The sequence below is a fragment of the Vibrio sp. SCP2 genome (assembly GCF_059295395.1).
Genome location: NZ_JCAFVV010000013.1, coordinates 24515 through 40291, shown reverse-complemented (window position 1 = coordinate 40291; position 15777 = coordinate 24515). Strand labels below are relative to the sequence as shown.

The 15777-nt window shown below is 45.7% G+C and carries 15 protein-coding genes; 9 read left to right on the top strand and 6 right to left on the bottom strand.

Translation table 11 applies throughout. The features are described 5' to 3' along the window. Positions 1 to 164: 164 nt before the first annotated feature. Complete coding sequence (locus tag AC5O63_RS20910) at positions 165 to 1415, top strand: valine--pyruvate transaminase (RefSeq protein WP_494506138.1); 1251 nt, start codon at positions 165 to 167, stop codon at positions 1413 to 1415. Positions 1416 to 1465: 50 nt separating this feature from the next. Here AC5O63_RS20910 and AC5O63_RS20905 read toward each other — a convergent pair whose 3' ends face one another. The 6 genes from AC5O63_RS20905 to dnaA all read right to left on the bottom strand — a co-directional run bounded on the left by AC5O63_RS20905 (position 1466) and on the right by dnaA (position 9044). Continuing rightward, positions 1466 to 1855 carry a hypothetical protein gene (locus AC5O63_RS20905; protein ID WP_494506137.1) on the bottom strand — a complete coding sequence of 130 codons (390 nt, stop codon included), beginning with the start codon at positions 1853 to 1855 and terminating at the stop codon, positions 1466 to 1468. A 120-nt stretch (positions 1856 to 1975) separates the two neighbouring features. Continuing rightward, on the bottom strand, positions 1976 to 2410 hold the full coding sequence (locus AC5O63_RS20900) for an Hsp20 family protein (RefSeq protein WP_494506136.1): 435 nt from the start codon (positions 2408 to 2410) through the stop codon (positions 1976 to 1978). 540 nt (positions 2411 to 2950) lie between these two features. Beyond that, a complete protein-coding gene (gyrB, locus tag AC5O63_RS20895; protein ID WP_494506135.1) occupies positions 2951 to 5368 on the bottom strand; it encodes a DNA topoisomerase (ATP-hydrolyzing) subunit B in 2418 nt (805 codons plus the stop codon). A gap of 13 nt (positions 5369 to 5381) precedes the next feature. Continuing rightward, on the bottom strand, positions 5382 to 6464 hold the full coding sequence (gene recF, locus AC5O63_RS20890) for a DNA replication/repair protein RecF (RefSeq protein ID WP_494506134.1): 1083 nt from the start codon (positions 6462 to 6464) through the stop codon (positions 5382 to 5384). A gap of 1 nt (position 6465) precedes the next feature. Next, on the bottom strand, positions 6466 to 7566 hold the full coding sequence (gene dnaN, locus AC5O63_RS20885) for a DNA polymerase III subunit beta (protein WP_004743595.1): 1101 nt from the start codon (positions 7564 to 7566) through the stop codon (positions 6466 to 6468). Between the two features lie 71 nt (positions 7567 to 7637). Next, the gene (gene dnaA, locus AC5O63_RS20880; RefSeq protein WP_004743594.1) at positions 7638 to 9044 is read right to left on the bottom strand and encodes a chromosomal replication initiator protein DnaA; all 1407 of its coding nucleotides are present in this window, start codon (positions 9042 to 9044) and stop codon (positions 7638 to 7640) included. A 403-nt stretch (positions 9045 to 9447) separates the two neighbouring features. On the opposite strand from dnaA, the gene AC5O63_RS20875 reads away from it, so the two are divergent. The 8 genes from AC5O63_RS20875 to mnmE all read left to right on the top strand — a co-directional run bounded on the left by AC5O63_RS20875 (position 9448) and on the right by mnmE (position 15771). After that, positions 9448 to 10194: an amino acid ABC transporter substrate-binding protein gene (locus tag AC5O63_RS20875; RefSeq protein ID WP_069667989.1), complete on the top strand. Its 747-nt coding sequence runs from the start codon at positions 9448 to 9450 to the stop codon at positions 10192 to 10194. Positions 10195 to 10304: 110 nt separating this feature from the next. Next, the gene (locus AC5O63_RS20870; RefSeq protein ID WP_004743592.1) at positions 10305 to 10976 is read left to right on the top strand and encodes an amino acid ABC transporter permease; all 672 of its coding nucleotides are present in this window, start codon (positions 10305 to 10307) and stop codon (positions 10974 to 10976) included. After that, positions 10973 to 11710, top strand: a complete 738-nt coding sequence (locus AC5O63_RS20865) for an amino acid ABC transporter ATP-binding protein (RefSeq protein ID WP_239852373.1) — start codon at positions 10973 to 10975, stop codon at positions 11708 to 11710. The genes AC5O63_RS20870 and AC5O63_RS20865 overlap by 4 nt, the downstream gene beginning before the upstream one ends. Before the next feature lie 229 nt (positions 11711 to 11939). Continuing rightward, entirely contained in the window at positions 11940 to 12074 is a 135-nt protein-coding gene (gene rpmH / locus AC5O63_RS20860; protein WP_004411068.1) for a 50S ribosomal protein L34, read from the top strand. Between the two features lie 46 nt (positions 12075 to 12120). Beyond that, positions 12121 to 12444, top strand: a complete 324-nt coding sequence (gene rnpA / locus AC5O63_RS20855) for a ribonuclease P protein component (protein WP_230300094.1) — start codon at positions 12121 to 12123, stop codon at positions 12442 to 12444. After that, positions 12411 to 12668: a membrane protein insertion efficiency factor YidD gene (gene yidD / locus AC5O63_RS20850; protein ID WP_004743588.1), complete on the top strand. Its 258-nt coding sequence runs from the start codon at positions 12411 to 12413 to the stop codon at positions 12666 to 12668. The genes rnpA and yidD overlap by 34 nt, the downstream gene beginning before the upstream one ends. A 2-nt stretch (positions 12669 to 12670) precedes the next feature. After that, positions 12671 to 14290, top strand: a complete 1620-nt coding sequence (yidC, locus tag AC5O63_RS20845; RefSeq protein ID WP_171325423.1) for a membrane protein insertase YidC — start codon at positions 12671 to 12673, stop codon at positions 14288 to 14290. Positions 14291 to 14409: 119 nt separating this feature from the next. Continuing rightward, positions 14410 to 15771 (top strand): tRNA uridine-5-carboxymethylaminomethyl(34) synthesis GTPase MnmE, encoded by a 1362-nt coding sequence (gene mnmE, locus AC5O63_RS20840; RefSeq protein ID WP_494506133.1) that lies wholly within the window; start codon positions 14410 to 14412, stop codon positions 15769 to 15771. The last annotated feature ends 6 nt before the right edge of the window (positions 15772 to 15777 follow it).

Sequence of the window (15777 nt, the reverse complement as noted above, 5' to 3'; positions counted from 1 at the left end):
AAGCCCAACTCCTCGGAGTTGGGCTTTTCTTTATCAATGCACTGATTTAGTGCTTTTCGTCCTATTATCATTAATGTATGTTCAAGGATTACTCTATTGGCTAGCCACGCACTAGCTGTTCAAGAACTAAAGCAATGACAACAATGAATTAGGTACAGAAAGTAATGCAGTTTTCTAAGTTTGGTGAAAAATTTAATCAGTATTCAGGTATTACCCAGTTAATGGATGATTTAAATGATGGTCTACGCACTCCTGGTGCCATCATGCTCGGTGGAGGTAACCCGGCCGCCATTCCTGCCATGCTCGATTATTTTCGACTCGCCAGTGAGGAACTGCTAGAAAGTGGAGAGCTGGTTGCCGCAATGGCGAACTACGATGGCCCGCAAGGCAAAGATGCATTTGTTAAAGCGCTCGCCAAGCTACTTAAACAGACCTATGGCTGGAATATCACAGAAAAAAACATCAGCTTAACCAACGGCAGTCAAAGTGGCTTTTTCTACCTATTTAATCTGCTGGCTGGCAAACAGCCTGACGGCTCGCACAAAAAAATCTTACTGCCGCTCGCTCCAGAATACATTGGCTATGGCGATGCAGGCATAAATGAAGATATCTTTGTCTCTTACCACCCAGAGATTGAAATGCTCGACAATGGTCTATTTAAATATCATGTCGATTTTGAACAGCTAAAGGTAGATGACTCTGTCGCCGCTATCTGTGCATCCCGCCCTACCAACCCGACTGGCAACGTGCTGACCGACGAAGAGATCCATAAATTGGATAAGCTCGCGCGTGAAAACAACATCCCACTGATCATTGATAATGCTTACGGTTTACCGTTTCCAAATATTATTTTTGAAGATGTGGAGCCATTCTGGAATGAAAACACCATTCTTTGTATGAGCCTATCAAAGCTCGGTTTGCCGGGTGTGCGTTGCGGAATCGTGATTGCCAGTGAAGAAATCACTCAGGCTATGACCAATATGAACGGCATTATCAGTCTCGCTCCGGGCAGTTTAGGCCCTGCGTTTGCCAACCACATTATTGGCAAAGGGGATTTGTTAAAGCTGAGCTCAGAGGTGATTAAACCTTTCTACAAACAGAAGTCTCAGCGCGCTGTCGAGTTACTGCAAACAGCAATTACTGACTCACGTTTCCGAATTCACAAACCAGAGGGGGCTATTTTCCTTTGGCTTTGGTTTGATGAGTTGCCGATCACCACTATGGAACTGTATCAGCGCTTAAAAGCACGCGGCGTACTGATTGTCCCTGGCGAGTACTTCTTTATTGGTCAAGAAGATGACTGGGAACATGCTCATCAATGCTTGCGAATGAATTATGTTCAAGATGATGAAATGATGCAAAAAGGTATCACGATCATCGCAGAGGAAGTAGAACGCGCTTACCAGCAAGGTTAAGCGCAGCAAAACAAAAACAGCCCAAAGTTCATGCTTTGGGCTGTTGGTATTTATAGAGCTGGGATGTGCTCACATAGGAAGTAGCTTGCTTCTATTGTAGAAGAACGCTGATACACACCACCGTATGTAGAAGAGCCAGCAAATCCACGATTAATATAGTTAGCGCCTATTGCTGCTGCTTCTTCACCAAAAGTTGAGTTGATTTTGTGCTCAGCATCCATTCCGCTATCACCAAACGATACAATCCCCATAATACTTTGCGAGTTAGGGTTGAAAGCTGACTGACCTTTCAGCTCACAGTTAGCCGATTTTTCAGGGTTTGCGTAAGCGATACGAATCTTTTCACCGTTTGATGCGGTGTAATCAGTAGCAAGCGGAGCAACAAGGCTAGAACAGCCTGAGACAGCAATAACTAAAGCCGCCAATAATAATTTTTTCATTCTATTTTCCACATTTATAGTTTACGGCGCAGAAAGTACTGATTTACAGATTCGAGTACAATAAAAAAGAGCGCTAATGTGCGCTCTTTCACTCTTTACTCTCATTTTTGAGACAGTTAATTAACCTTCGATTAGGTTACTGCCATTGATAGCAATCTTACGCGGTTGCATCGCTTCTGGAATCTCACGCTCTAGGTCAATGTGTAGAAGACCATTTTCCATACTTGCACCCACGACTTTTACGTAGTCTGCCAGTTGGAATTTACGTTCGAAATCGCGCTCTGCGATACCTTGGTAAACGTATTGCTTCTCTTCTTCGCTTTTACGCTCACCTTTAACAATCAGCATGTTTTCTTTCTGAGTCAGATCGAGCTGCTCTTCAGCGAAGCCTGCCACTGCCATAGTAATGCGATAGTGGTTTTCGTCTTTTTGCTCAATGTTGTAAGGAGGGTAACCGCCAGAAGCGTTTTTCGCAGTGTTTGCTTCCATCATGTTGAATAGACGATCGAAGCCAATTGCGTTGCGGTAAAGTGGAGTGAAATCTACAGTTCTCATAATGCTATCCTCATAGTAAGCAATAGTCTTAGCCGTGAGTTTGCGCGGATCTATCTTGTTGAGATCTTTGCCGGCCAAGGGATTTATTTTCTACTCCTCGGGTTCTTATAACGCTGGGACGTAGTAATAAATCGGTTCAATGTGTGCCTCTAAGGTTATCCTCTCCTGAGCGATATCTTATCAGCGAATCCAGAGGTTCTGTTTCTTCTCTCTTGAGCAAGACAGCTTCCCTCTTCAACAATAGATATGTGGCTAAAGCAAAATAGTTTCAAGGGTTCCGAATTAAAAAATTTTCAATGTGCTTTTAGAGATCCCCAACTCTGTCGTTCCTCCTTCTTGAGAATGACATTCCAAGTATTTGAAAAGTAATTAAAATATCGAAAACAAAAAAGACCGTCATTTCTGACAGTCTTTTTAAAATCTTTAGATTATTTTTATCGAAGCTGGATGAGCTTAGTTCAAGGAGAAGGCGCGGAGTTTATAAGCATAAATAAGCACCTTCGACACAGAAATCAGTTCATCCAGCGAAGAGAAAACAATCTAAACGTCTAGGTTAGCTACTTTAAGTGCATTCTCTTCGATAAAGTTACGACGAGGTTCTACTTGGTCACCCATTAGCGTCGTAAACAGCTGATCTGCACCAACCGCATCTTCAATCGTTACTTGCATCATGCGGCGAGTCTCTGGGTCCATGGTCGTTTCCCAAAGCTGATCTGGGTTCATCTCACCTAGACCTTTGTAGCGCTGTAGGCTTAGACCACGGCGTGACTCTTTGATTAACCACTCAAGAGCATCAACAAAGCTTGTGATTGGTTGAGTACGCTCACCACGTTTGATGTAAGCACCCTCTTCAATTAGGCCATCTAACGCTTCAGATAGGTCTGCTAGCTTGCCGTATTCTTTCGAGTTGAACAGATCAACACTTAATGCAAACTCATGCGTCACACCATGGGTACGAACAATAATCTTAGGTAGGTTAAGATCAAGTTCAGCGTGTTGTTCCACTTCGAAGCTGTACTGGCTTGCACCCACTTCTTTGGCATTAAGCTGCTCGACAAGCTGCTTAGTCCATGCTTCAACTGCCGCGGCGTCATGACACTGCTCTGCCGTTAAACGTGGCGTGTAAACCAGTTCATGCACAAGAGCACGTGGATAACGACGACTCATGCGCTCCACCAGCTTAATGCCCGCGTTGTACTGCTGAACAAGCTTCTCTAGCGCTTCACCTGCTAGGGCTGGCGCTTGTGCGTTTACGTGAAGAGATGCGTTATCTAGCGCCAATGCCACTTGGTATTGGTTCATCGCATCTTCATCTTTGATGTACTGCTCTTGCTTACCTTTCTTCACTTTGTAAAGCGGTGGCTGAGCAATGTACACGTAGCCACGCTCAATCAGCTCTGGCATTTGACGATAGAAGAAGGTCAATAGCAGCGTACGAATGTGCGAACCATCGACATCGGCATCGGTCATGATGATGATGTTGTGGTAACGCAGTTTGTCTGGGTTGTACTCGTCACGACCGATACCACAACCAAGCGCTGTAATAAGTGTCGCTACCTCTTGAGAAGAAAGCATTTTGTCAAAACGCGCTTTCTCAACGTTAAGGATTTTACCTTTCAGAGGAAGAATCGCTTGGTTCTTACGGTTACGGCCTTGTTTTGCGGAGCCGCCTGCCGAGTCACCCTCCACTATGTATAGTTCAGAAAGTGCTGGGTCTTTTTCCTGACAGTCTGCCAATTTACCTGGCAGACCAGCTAGATCTAGAGCGCCTTTACGACGAGTCATTTCACGAGCTTTACGCGCCGCATCACGAGCACGAGCTGCGTCGATAATCTTAGTACAAACCGTTTTCGCTTCTGCTGGGTGCTCAATTAGGAACTCAGACAGTTTCTCACCCATAGCTTGCTCAACTGCTGACTTCACTTCAGAAGAAACCAGTTTGTCTTTAGTTTGGCTTGAGAACTTAGGATCAGGCACCTTAACCGAAATAACCGCAGTTAGACCTTCACGCGCGTCATCACCTGAAGTTGCAGTTTTCGCTTTCTTCGAGAAGCCTTCTTTGTCCATGAACGAGTTCAATGTACGCGTTAGGGCTGCACGGAAACCAGCAAGGTGAGTACCACCATCACGCTGAGGAATGTTGTTGGTGAAACAGAAAATGTTCTCTTGGTAACCATCGTTCCACTGCATCGCGACTTCTACCGCGATACCGTCTTCACGCTCTGCGTTAAAGTGGAATACTTTTTCGATGATTGGTGTCTTGTTAGTATTCAAGTGATCAACGAACGCTTGGATACCACCTTCATACATGAAGTGATCTTGCTTATCTTCTTCACGCTCATCACGTAGCTTGATCGATACGCCAGAGTTTAGGAAAGAAAGCTCACGTAGACGCTTAGCTAGAATATCGTAGTGGAACTCTGTGTTAGAGAATGTCTCTTCGCTTGGCCAGAAACGGATTTCTGTACCCGTTTGCTCAGTTTCACCAATCACTGCTAGTGGCGCTTGAGGCTCACCGTGATGGTAAGTTTGAGTATGGATTTGACCACCGCGATGGATAGTCAGTGTTACTTGCTTAGAGAGTGCGTTTACTACCGAAACACCTACACCGTGCAGACCACCTGATACCTTGTATGAGTTATCATCGAACTTACCACCAGCGTGAAGTACCGTCATAATAACTTCTGCTGCTGATACGTTCTCTTCTGGGTGCATTTCGGTAGGGATACCACGACCATCATCGCGTACCGATACTGAATTGTCCTCATGAATTGTCACAACGATGTCTTGACAGTGACCCGCTAACGCTTCATCAATTGAGTTATCCACCACCTCAAAAACCATGTGGTGCAGACCGGTGCCATCATCCGTGTCGCCGATGTACATACCAGGACGCTTACGAACCGCATCCAGACCCTTTAGTACCTTAATACTCGATGAATCGTAATTTTCAGACATGAGTTATCTTCCGCTATATATTTTGCTCTATTGTGCCATGTTCCACATGGAACATCTTGCCATTTTCATCACGCATATCCGCAATTTGGCTATCAGTAATAGAACTTACAAAAACTTGCGCCCCCGTCTCTTTTAAGCAATCAGCTAGACGCTTACGACGTTGGCTATCTAATTCAGATGCAAAGTCATCAATTAAGTAGATACATTGCTTGCCAGTCATTTCTGTCAGATGCTGCCCTTGCGCCACGCGCAGTGCACACACCATCAATTTTAACTGACCTCGTGAAAGCACATCTTCAACAGGCGTACCATTCACTTTAATGCGCAAATCCGCTTTGTTAGGACCACTAAAGGTGTACCCTAACGCCTGATCACGCTCAAAATTTTTCTCTAGTATCTCTTGGTAAGGCGTATCTTTATCCCAACCGCGATAATACTTCAATTGGATGTCGAACTCGGGTAAAAACGCTTTGCAGATCTGCTCCGCTTTGACCTTCATTTGCTCAACGTAATCGGCTCGCCATTGACTGATACTCTCAGCCAAACGCGCCATCTCTTGATCCCAATAACTCAGCTCTCGATAGCTAGTTGCTGTTTTCAATAGAGCATTGCGCTGCTTGTTAAGACGTTTGAATCGCCCCCAAGCATCATAAAAAGCCGACTCGGTATGAAACACACCCCAGTCGATAAACGAGCGACGATGTTTCGGCCCATCAGTCAATAAATCAAACCCTTCTGGGTGTATCAACTGTAAGGGTAAAACCTGCGCCAGCTGAGCGAGCTTTTGCCCAGACTGACCGCCTATTTTAACCTCTGTTGAGCCATCACGCTGCTTATTAATGCCAATTGGTAGCTCAAATTGATCCGAGTTCAAAAAACGTCCATGAACAAACAGCTCATTACAGTCATTTTGAATCACTCTTCCGGTCAAAGAGCTCTTAAATGAGCGACCATGACCAAGTAAGTAGATCGCTTCTAAGACACTGGTTTTGCCACTGCCGTTTGGTCCAATAAGAAAGTTAAAGCCTGCTGACAAGTTAATGTCACAGGCTTCAATGTTTCTAAACTGCTTTATTATAAGACGAGAGAGCGGCATGCTAGAGTCGGATTGGCATCACCACGTACATGGCACTGTCGTCTTCCGAGTTTTCGATCAGCGCACTGGCATTGGCATCTGACATCGAAATTCTGACTTTTTCACAGCGCAGGGTGTTCAACACATCCAATACATAACTAACGTTGAAACCAATCTCAATCGGCTCACCCTCAAAGCTGACATCAAGCATCTCTTCAGCTTCTTCCTGCTCTGGGTTATTGGCCGTGATACGCATTTCGGTGTCAGCTAGATTGACACGTACGCCACGGAATTTCTCGTTAGAAAGAATCGCAGCGCGCGAAAAAGCTTGGCGTAATTCGTCACAACCCGCTTCAAGCGTTTTAGTTGTCGTCTGTGGCATAACGCGGCGGTAATCAGGGAATCGACCATCCACCAGCTTAGAGGTAAACACATAGTTGTTCACTTCAGCACGAACATTAGAACTACCAATTTGCAGCACAACAGGTTGCTCTGGTGCATCGAGTAGCTTAACTAGCTCTAATACACCTTTACGCGGCACTATGATTTGCTTCTGTGCAAAGTCAGCACCAAGTTCAGTTTGAGATACCGCCATACGGTGACCATCGGTCGCAACACTGCGTAGCGTTGTGCCGTCAATCTCAAACAGCATACCGTTGAGGTAATAACGAACATCTTGATTCGCCATTGAAAATTGTGTCTTTTCCACTAACCCGCGTAACTCAGCTTGAGTTAGTGATACTTCCACTTCACTCTGCCAATCTTCAATATTTGGGAAATCATTGGCAGGTAGGGTCGATAGCGAGAAACGGCTGCGTCCAGAACGAACCTGAACACGATCGCCTTCTAAAACAAAGGTAATCACAGAGTCATCAGGCAAACCACGGCAAATATCCAAAAACTTGCGTGAAGGTACGGTAATACTCCCCGCTTCGAATTCACCTTCGAGGTTAACACGGCTAATCAACTCGACCTCAAGGTCGGTTGCCGTCATTGAGAGTACGTTGTCTTCGACTTTAAGAAGTAAGTTACCAAGAATTGGTAAAGTTGGGCGACCGCCCAGTGCTCCTGACACTTGCTGAAGTGGTTTAAGCAGGTGGCTACGCTCAATGGAAAATTTCATAGGATGCTCTTATCCGAATTCGTTATTGTTGCTCGATGCTTAGAATACTGTGAATCAAGAAATAGTGCGAATTAAGAAGAAAGAGTACGAATCAGGTTCGAGTAATCTTCTTTAATGTCGTGGCTCTCTTCACGTAGCTGCTCAATCTTACGGCAAGCATGCAGTACAGTGGTATGGTCTCGACCACCAAACGCATCACCAATTTCTGGCAAGCTGTGGTTAGTCAGCTCTTTAGCCAATGCCATCGCTAGCTGACGTGGACGGGCTACTGAGCGAGAGCGGCGCTTAGACAACAGGTCTGCGACTTTAATCTTGTAGTATTCCGCCACTGTCTTTTGAATATTATCAATCGTCACCAACTTTTCTTGCAGGGCAAGTAGGTCACGCAGCGCTTCACGAACAAAGTCGATAGTAATTGGTCGGCCGGTAAAGTTCGCATTGGCGATAACACGGTTTAAAGCACCTTCCAGCTCACGAACATTGGAACGCAGTCGCTTAGCAATAAAGAACGCCACTTCATCGGCAAGGTGAATTTGGTGATCTTCTGCTTTTTTCATCAAGATCGCGACGCGTGTTTCTAGCTCTGGTGGCTCGATCGCAACCGTTAGACCCCAACCAAAACGAGATTTAAGGCGATCTTCAACACCATTGATCTCTTTTGGATAACGGTCTGAAGTCAAGATGATCTGTTGGTTGCCTTCTAACAGAGCGTTGAAAGTATGGAAGAACTCTTCCTGCGAACGCTCTTTATTGGCAAAGAATTGAATATCATCGATAAGCAGCGCATCGACACTACGGTAGTAACGCTTGAACTCTTCAATCGCGTTGTTTTGTAGCGCTTTTACCATATCTTGCACAAAGCGCTCAGAGTGCATGTAGACAACTTTAGCATTTGGCTTGTTATCCACAATCGCATTACCCACAGCGTGCAGCAGGTGGGTCTTACCTAAACCTGTACCGCCGTATAAGAATAGTGGATTGTATGCAGAGCCTGGGTTATCTGACACCTGACGAGCGGCCGCTAAGCCTAATTGGTTCGATTTACCCTCAACAAAGTTGTTGAACTTGTGTTTTGGGTTCACATTCGAGCGATGGTTAATATCCGCAATGGCTTGCGCATCATCATCCCAAGTCTTATGGACTGGCTTTCTTGCCTGTAACTGTGCGGGAGCTGAAGATTCAGCAGCGACATCAGCAGGGGTACGCTTAGGCGCTGGCTTTGGCGCTGCAACTGGTCGGCTACCCACTTCAAAACGCAGACTTGGCATGTCATTACCGCAATACTCTTGCAGCAGACGATTAATGCTGTTGAGGTACTTATCACGTACCCAGTCCAATACGAAACGGTTTGGGGCAAAAAGAGTGAGTGTATTGTCATTGAGCTCAGCTTGTAATGGACGAACCCACATACTGAATTCCGTTGCTGGTAGCTCTTCTTGAAGCTGTTGCAAACATTGCAACCAAAGCGAAGATGACACGGTGCCCCCACTCGAAGTAATTGATCTGAAAAGATTGGCAATTTTACCTGTTGATAACCAAGATCGCCAGCAAATGATCGACGATCCAGTGAATAAGATCTAAGTTATTCACAATATTTTCGACATTATTCGCTAGATCCACACATTCTGCCCCATTTTTACTCACACTTTGATCCACATTAAGGCATTTTTTGTGAGATCTTTGCTCTGGTGATAAGTCTGTGAATGAAAATTTTTCATCATCCAAATTTCGTCTTTTCTCAACTAGCCTCGTCTAACAGGTTGAATATCAGCAAATCACCTCACCTTATTACTCTACTGTCTAGGTTATTGCACTTGGTTATTTATCTAATTAAGTAAAGTGACAGTAGTATTTATCCCCATAATTATATGGAGTTGTACTATGAAAAACTGGATTAAGGCTGCAGTTGCAGCTATCGCGCTTTCTGCTGCTACTGTCCAAGCAGCGACTGAAGTTAAAGTCGGAATGTCGGGTCGCTACTTCCCGTTTACTTTCGTTCAGCAAGACAAACTACAAGGTTTCGAAGTAGACCTGTGGGATGAGATCGGTAAACGCAACGATTACAAAGTTGAGTACGTCACGGCTAACTTCTCTGGTCTATTTGGTCTGTTAGAAACGGGTCGTATCGACACCATCTCTAACCAGATCACTATGACGGATGCACGTAAGGCGAAGTACCTATTTGCTGACCCATACGTGGTCGATGGCGCGCAAATCACAGTTCGTAAAGGCAATGACAGCATTCAAGGCATTGAAGATCTTGAAGGCAAAACAGTCGCAGTAAACTTAGGCTCTAACTTCGAGCAGCTACTGCGTAACTACGACAAAGATGGCAAGATCAATATAAAGACATACGACACAGGTATTGAGCATGATGTCGCACTAGGCCGTGCAGATGCATTCGTGATGGATCGCTTGTCAGCATTAGAGCTGATCAAGAAAACCGGTCTTCCGCTACAACTTGCGGGTCAGCCATTTGAAACCATCCAGAATGCTTGGCCATTTGTTGACAACGAGAATGGTAAAAAGCTTCAAGCAGAAGTGAACCAAGCACTCGCAGCTATGCGCGCAGACGGTACGCTTAAGACCATCTCTGAGAAGTGGTTCGGCGCAGACATCACCGAGTAAACCATTAGACATTTCTATCTGATTTAGATAGAACTCTTAAACCCACTGCTTCCCTTCCTTTGCAGTGGGTTTTGCTTTTTTACGTCGTTATTTAATCATTGGAATAGGCTATGGGATTCGATTTTAACTACATGCTGGATCTGATGCCGATACTACTCAAGTATCTTGGCACCACGATGGAGATGGCAACTTGGGGTTTGCTATTTTCACTGATTTTATCCGTCATTTTGGCCAATATCCGTGTATTTCGCGTCCCAGTTCTTGATCAACTCAGCCAGCTATACATCAGTTTTTTCCGTGGTACGCCACTGTTAGTACAGTTATTCCTGCTTTACTACGGCCTGCCGCAGATCTTTCCGTGGTTAGTTGGACTGGATGCTTTCAGCGCAGCTGTAATTGGTCTGACTCTTCACTTCGCGGCATACATGGCCGAGAGTATTCGCGCGGCAATAATCGGTATTGATCGCAGCCAAATGGAAGCCAGTTTATCTGTAGGCATGACAACCTCTCAGGCAATGCGTCGAGTCATCCTGCCACAAGCCACTCGCGTAGCACTGCCATCACTAATGAACTACTTCATTGATATGATCAAATCTACCTCACTAGCGTTTACGCTCGGTGTTGCGGAAATCATGGCGAAAGCGCAGATGGAAGCGTCATCCAGTTTCCGCTTCTTTGAAGCATTCTTAGCGGTCGCTTTAATCTACTGGGGTGTGGTGGTCATTCTGACTAGAGTACAAATTTGGGCGGAAGCAAAACTGAATAAGGCGTATGTACGATGATTAAACTCAACAATATCCATAAGCGCTTTGGCGATACCGAAGTTCTCAAAGGCATCGACCTAGAGATTAACCAAGGTGAAATCATCGTTATCATAGGCTCAAGTGGCACAGGTAAATCGACCTTACTGCGCACAGTTAACTTTCTCGAAAATGCTGATAAAGGCGTCATAACAATCGATGATGTTAGCGTTGATACCGAAAAACACACCAAAGCGGAAGTGTTAGCTCTGCGGCGTAAAACCGGTTTTGTGTTTCAAAACTACGCTCTTTTCGCTCATATGACAGCGAGACAAAATATCGCCGAAGGCTTAGTCACGGTGCGCGGTTGGAAAAAAGCCGACGCCTTGCGCCGTGCTCAAGAGATTCTTGATGACATTGGTTTAGGTGACAAAGGGGATAGTTATCCAGCGGCACTGTCTGGGGGCCAGCAGCAGCGTGTGGGTATCGGCAGAGCGATGGCGCTGCAACCTGAGCTACTGCTTTTTGATGAGCCGACATCAGCGCTTGATCCCGAGTGGGTTGGAGAAGTTCTTAATTTAATGAAGGACTTAGCAACTAAGCATCAGACGATGCTGGTGGTGACTCACGAAATGCAATTTGCCAGAGAGGTCGCCGACAGAGTGATCTTTATGGCGGAAGGAAACATTGTTGAGCAAGGTTCTCCACAGGATATCTTTGGCAATCCACAAGATCCTCGCTTGCAAAAATTTCTTCGACAAGTCGGTGCTGAGTAAAGATCAACGGATAGTATCGAACGATCCTTGAGATTTTGCTCACACTACGTATAATCGCCCGGTCGGAATTTAGCGCTTGCACAAAGATTGACACTTTGTGTGACTGTGATTACAATTCCGCCTCTTTGTTGAGAGGCGTCGGTTTGTCCTCTTTATATATAAAGAAGACGTTATTGCCCACGCCGGGTTAACATTGACCTAAAACTACTGATCAGTAAAGGTAATTATCATGAAACGCACTTTTCAACCTTCAGTTCTAAAGCGCAAGCGTACTCACGGTTTCCGTGCACGTATGGCTACTAAGAACGGTCGTGCTACTATCAATGCACGTCGTGCAAAAGGCCGTAAGCGTCTTTCTAAGTAATCGTTAGATTATTTTGAAAACGTACGCGTTCAATCGGGAGTTACGCTTGTTAACTCCCGAGCATTATCAAAATGTCTTTCAGCAAGCTCACAGAGCTGGCTCACCTCATTTCACCATCATTGCTCGTAAAAATAGCCTATCTCATCCTCGACTAGGTTTAGCCGTTCCCAAGAAACAGATCAAAACCGCTGTAGGTCGTAACCGTTTTAAGCGCCTTGCACGTGAAAGCTTTCGTAACAATCAACATCAGCTTGCTAACAAAGATTTTGTTGTTATTGCCAAGAAAAGCGCGCAAGATTTAAGCAATGAAGATATTTTCAAACTGTTTGATAAATTATGGCAGCGCCTGTCTCGCCCTTCGCGTGGTTAGCAATCGGATTCGTCCGTCTCTATCAAGGTTTTATTAGTCCGCTTATCGGACCACGCTGTCGTTTTACTCCAACCTGCTCTACTTATGCCATTGAAGCGTTAAAAGCTCACGGTTTTGTAAAAGGGTGTTGGTTATCGAGCAAACGTCTATTAAAATGCCATCCTTTGAATGAAGGGGGGTATGACCCCGTTCCACCAGTCCAAAAACAAGACAGAGATAAATAACGATGGATTCTCAACGTAATATCCTGTTAATCGCGCTAGCACTGGTTTCTTTCCTATTGTTCCAGCAATGGCAAGTTGCAAAGAATCCAACGCCTCAGCCGGTTGAGCAGGCTCAATCAAGCAGTACTCTACCTGCACCATCTTTTGCCGACGAGCTAGATCCAGCTCCAATGCAGCAAGCTTCTGCTAAAACGGTTACTGTGACCACTGATGTATTGACTCTGTCGATTGATACGGTGGGTGGTGATGTTATTCATGCAGACCTAAACCAATACTCAAACGAGCTAGATTCATCTGACCCATTTGTTCTGCTTAAGAACGAAGCCGGCCATCAGTTTATCGCGCAAAGTGGTCTTGTAGGCCCTCAAGGTATCGACCTTAGCAGCTCAAACCGCCCTGCTTACTCTGTAAGCGCAGACAGCTTTACTCTAGCTGACGGTCAGGATGAACTGCGTATTCCAATGACATTCACTGCCAATGGTCTTGAGTACACAAAAACATTCATTGTTAAGCGTGGAAGCTACGCACTTGACGTTGAATATGACATCGTAAACAAATCTGGCAACAACGCGACATTTGGTATGTACGCTCACCTACGTCAAAACCTACTTGACGCTGGTGGTAGCATCACAATGCCAACTTACCGCGGTGGTGCATACTCTACTGAAGATACTCGCTACAAGAAGTACAGCTTCGAAGACATGCAAGATCGTAACCTATCTCTACCACTGACTAATGGTCAGGGTTGGGCAGCGATGATCCAGCACTACTTCGCAACTGCGTGGATTCCACGTGATGAACCAGGTACTAACCTTTACACTCGCGTGATCGGTAACCTAGGTGATATCGGTGTTCGCATGCCAAACAAAACCATTGCGGATGGCGATAGCGCAAACTTCAAAGCAACACTTTGGGTTGGTCCTAAACTGCAAGACCAAATGGCTGAAGTGGCACCAAACCTAGACCTAGTAGTTGACTACGGTTGGTTATGGTTTATTGCAAAACCTCTGCACTCACTGCTTTCGTTCATTCAAGGCTTTGTTAGCAACTGGGGTGTGGCAATCATCTGTTTGACCTTCATTGTCCGTGGTGCGATGTACCCACTGACTAAGGCACAGTACACCTCAATGGCGAAAATGCGTATGCTTCAGCCTAAGCTGCAAGCGATGCGTGAGCGTATTGGCGATGACCGTCAACGCATGAGCCAAGAAATGATGGAACTGTATAAGAAAGAGAAAGTAAACCCACTTGGTGGCTGTTTACCTCTGATTCTACAGATGCCTATTTTCATCGCTCTTTACTGGGCACTAATGGAATCGGTAGAGCTACGTCACTCACCATTCTTTGGTTGGATTCATGACCTTTCAGCGCAAGACCCATACTACATCTTGCCACTACTGATGGGTGCTTCTATGTTCTTAATCCAGAAGATGAGCCCAACAACCGTAACGGATCCAATGCAGCAGAAGATCATGACCTTTATGCCGGTTATGTTTACTTTCTTCTTCCTGTTCTTCCCGTCAGGTCTAGTTCTTTACTGGCTAGTATCGAACATCGTAACCCTTATCCAGCAAACGCTTATTTACAAAGCACTGGAGAAAAAAGGCTTACACAGCAAGTAACCTTTAGTGGAATTAACAACGAAAGGCGGCCAAAAGGTCGCCTTTTTTATTTGAGCTGATTACAATTCAGCTAACAGAATTTTTGCCCAGCGCGGCATTTAGATAGCACAGGCACATTTATGACAACAGATACCATCGTTGCTCAAGCAACAGCGCCCGGTCGTGGTGGCGTCGGGATTATTCGCGTATCCGGCCCTTTGGCAGCGCAAGTCGCGGTTGAAGTGACAGGCAAAGAGTTACGTCCACGTTACGCTGAGTATCTGCCATTTAACTCACAAGATGGCCATCAGATCGACCAAGGTATCGCACTCTACTTCCCTAACCCACATTCATTTACTGGTGAGGATGTTCTTGAGCTTCAAGGGCATGGCGGTCCAGTTGTGATGGATATGCTGATTAAGCGCATTCTCCAGATCCCTGGGATACGTACCGCACGACCTGGTGAGTTCTCAGAGCGTGCTTTCCTAAACGATAAGCTCGATCTGGCTCAAGCAGAAGCGATTGCTGACTTAATTGATGCTAGTTCTGAAGAAGCGGCCAAATCTGCACTCCAGTCACTGCAAGGCGCATTTTCAGGCCGAATCAATACCCTTGTAGAATCACTGATCCACTTACGTATCTATGTCGAAGCGGCGATTGATTTCCCAGAAGAAGAGATCGACTTTCTTGCCGACGGTAAGGTCGCTGCCGATCTGCAAACCATCATCGATAACCTAGCAGCGGTACGCAAAGAAGCGACACAAGGCGCTATCATGCGTGAAGGGATGAAAGTGGTCATCGCAGGTCGTCCGAATGCGGGTAAATCAAGCCTGCTCAATGCCCTGTCAGGTAAAGAATCTGCTATTGTGACGGATATTGCCGGCACAACTCGTGATGTACTGCGCGAGCACATTCATATTGATGGGATGCCATTGCATATTATTGATACCGCAGGTCTGCGTGACGCCTCTGATGAAGTAGAAAAAATCGGTATCGAACGCGCGTGGGATGAAATTACTCAAGCAGACCGAGTTCTGTTTATGGTGGATGGCACGACGACAGACGCTACCGATCCGAAAGAGATTTGGCCAGACTTCGTTGATCGCTTGCCCGATAATATCGGCATGACAGTGATCCGCAACAAGGCTGATCAAACTGGTGAAGATCTCGGTATCTGTCATGTCAACGATCCAACCTTAATCAGGCTCTCAGCGAAAACAGGCGATGGCGTTGAAGCGCTGCGTACTCACCTCAAAGAGTGCATGGGTTTCGCTGGTGGTAATGAAGGCGGCTTTATGGCCCGACGTCGCCACTTGGAAGCACTCGATCGCGCCGCAGAGCACCTAGATATAGGTCAGCAGCAACTTGAAGGCTATATGGCAGGAGAAATCTTGGCTGAGGAACTGCGTATCACTCAGCAACATTTGAGTGAGATTACGGGTGAGTTTAGCTCTGATGACCTTCTAGGGCGCATCTTCTCTTCTTTCTGTATCGGAAAATAATCTATA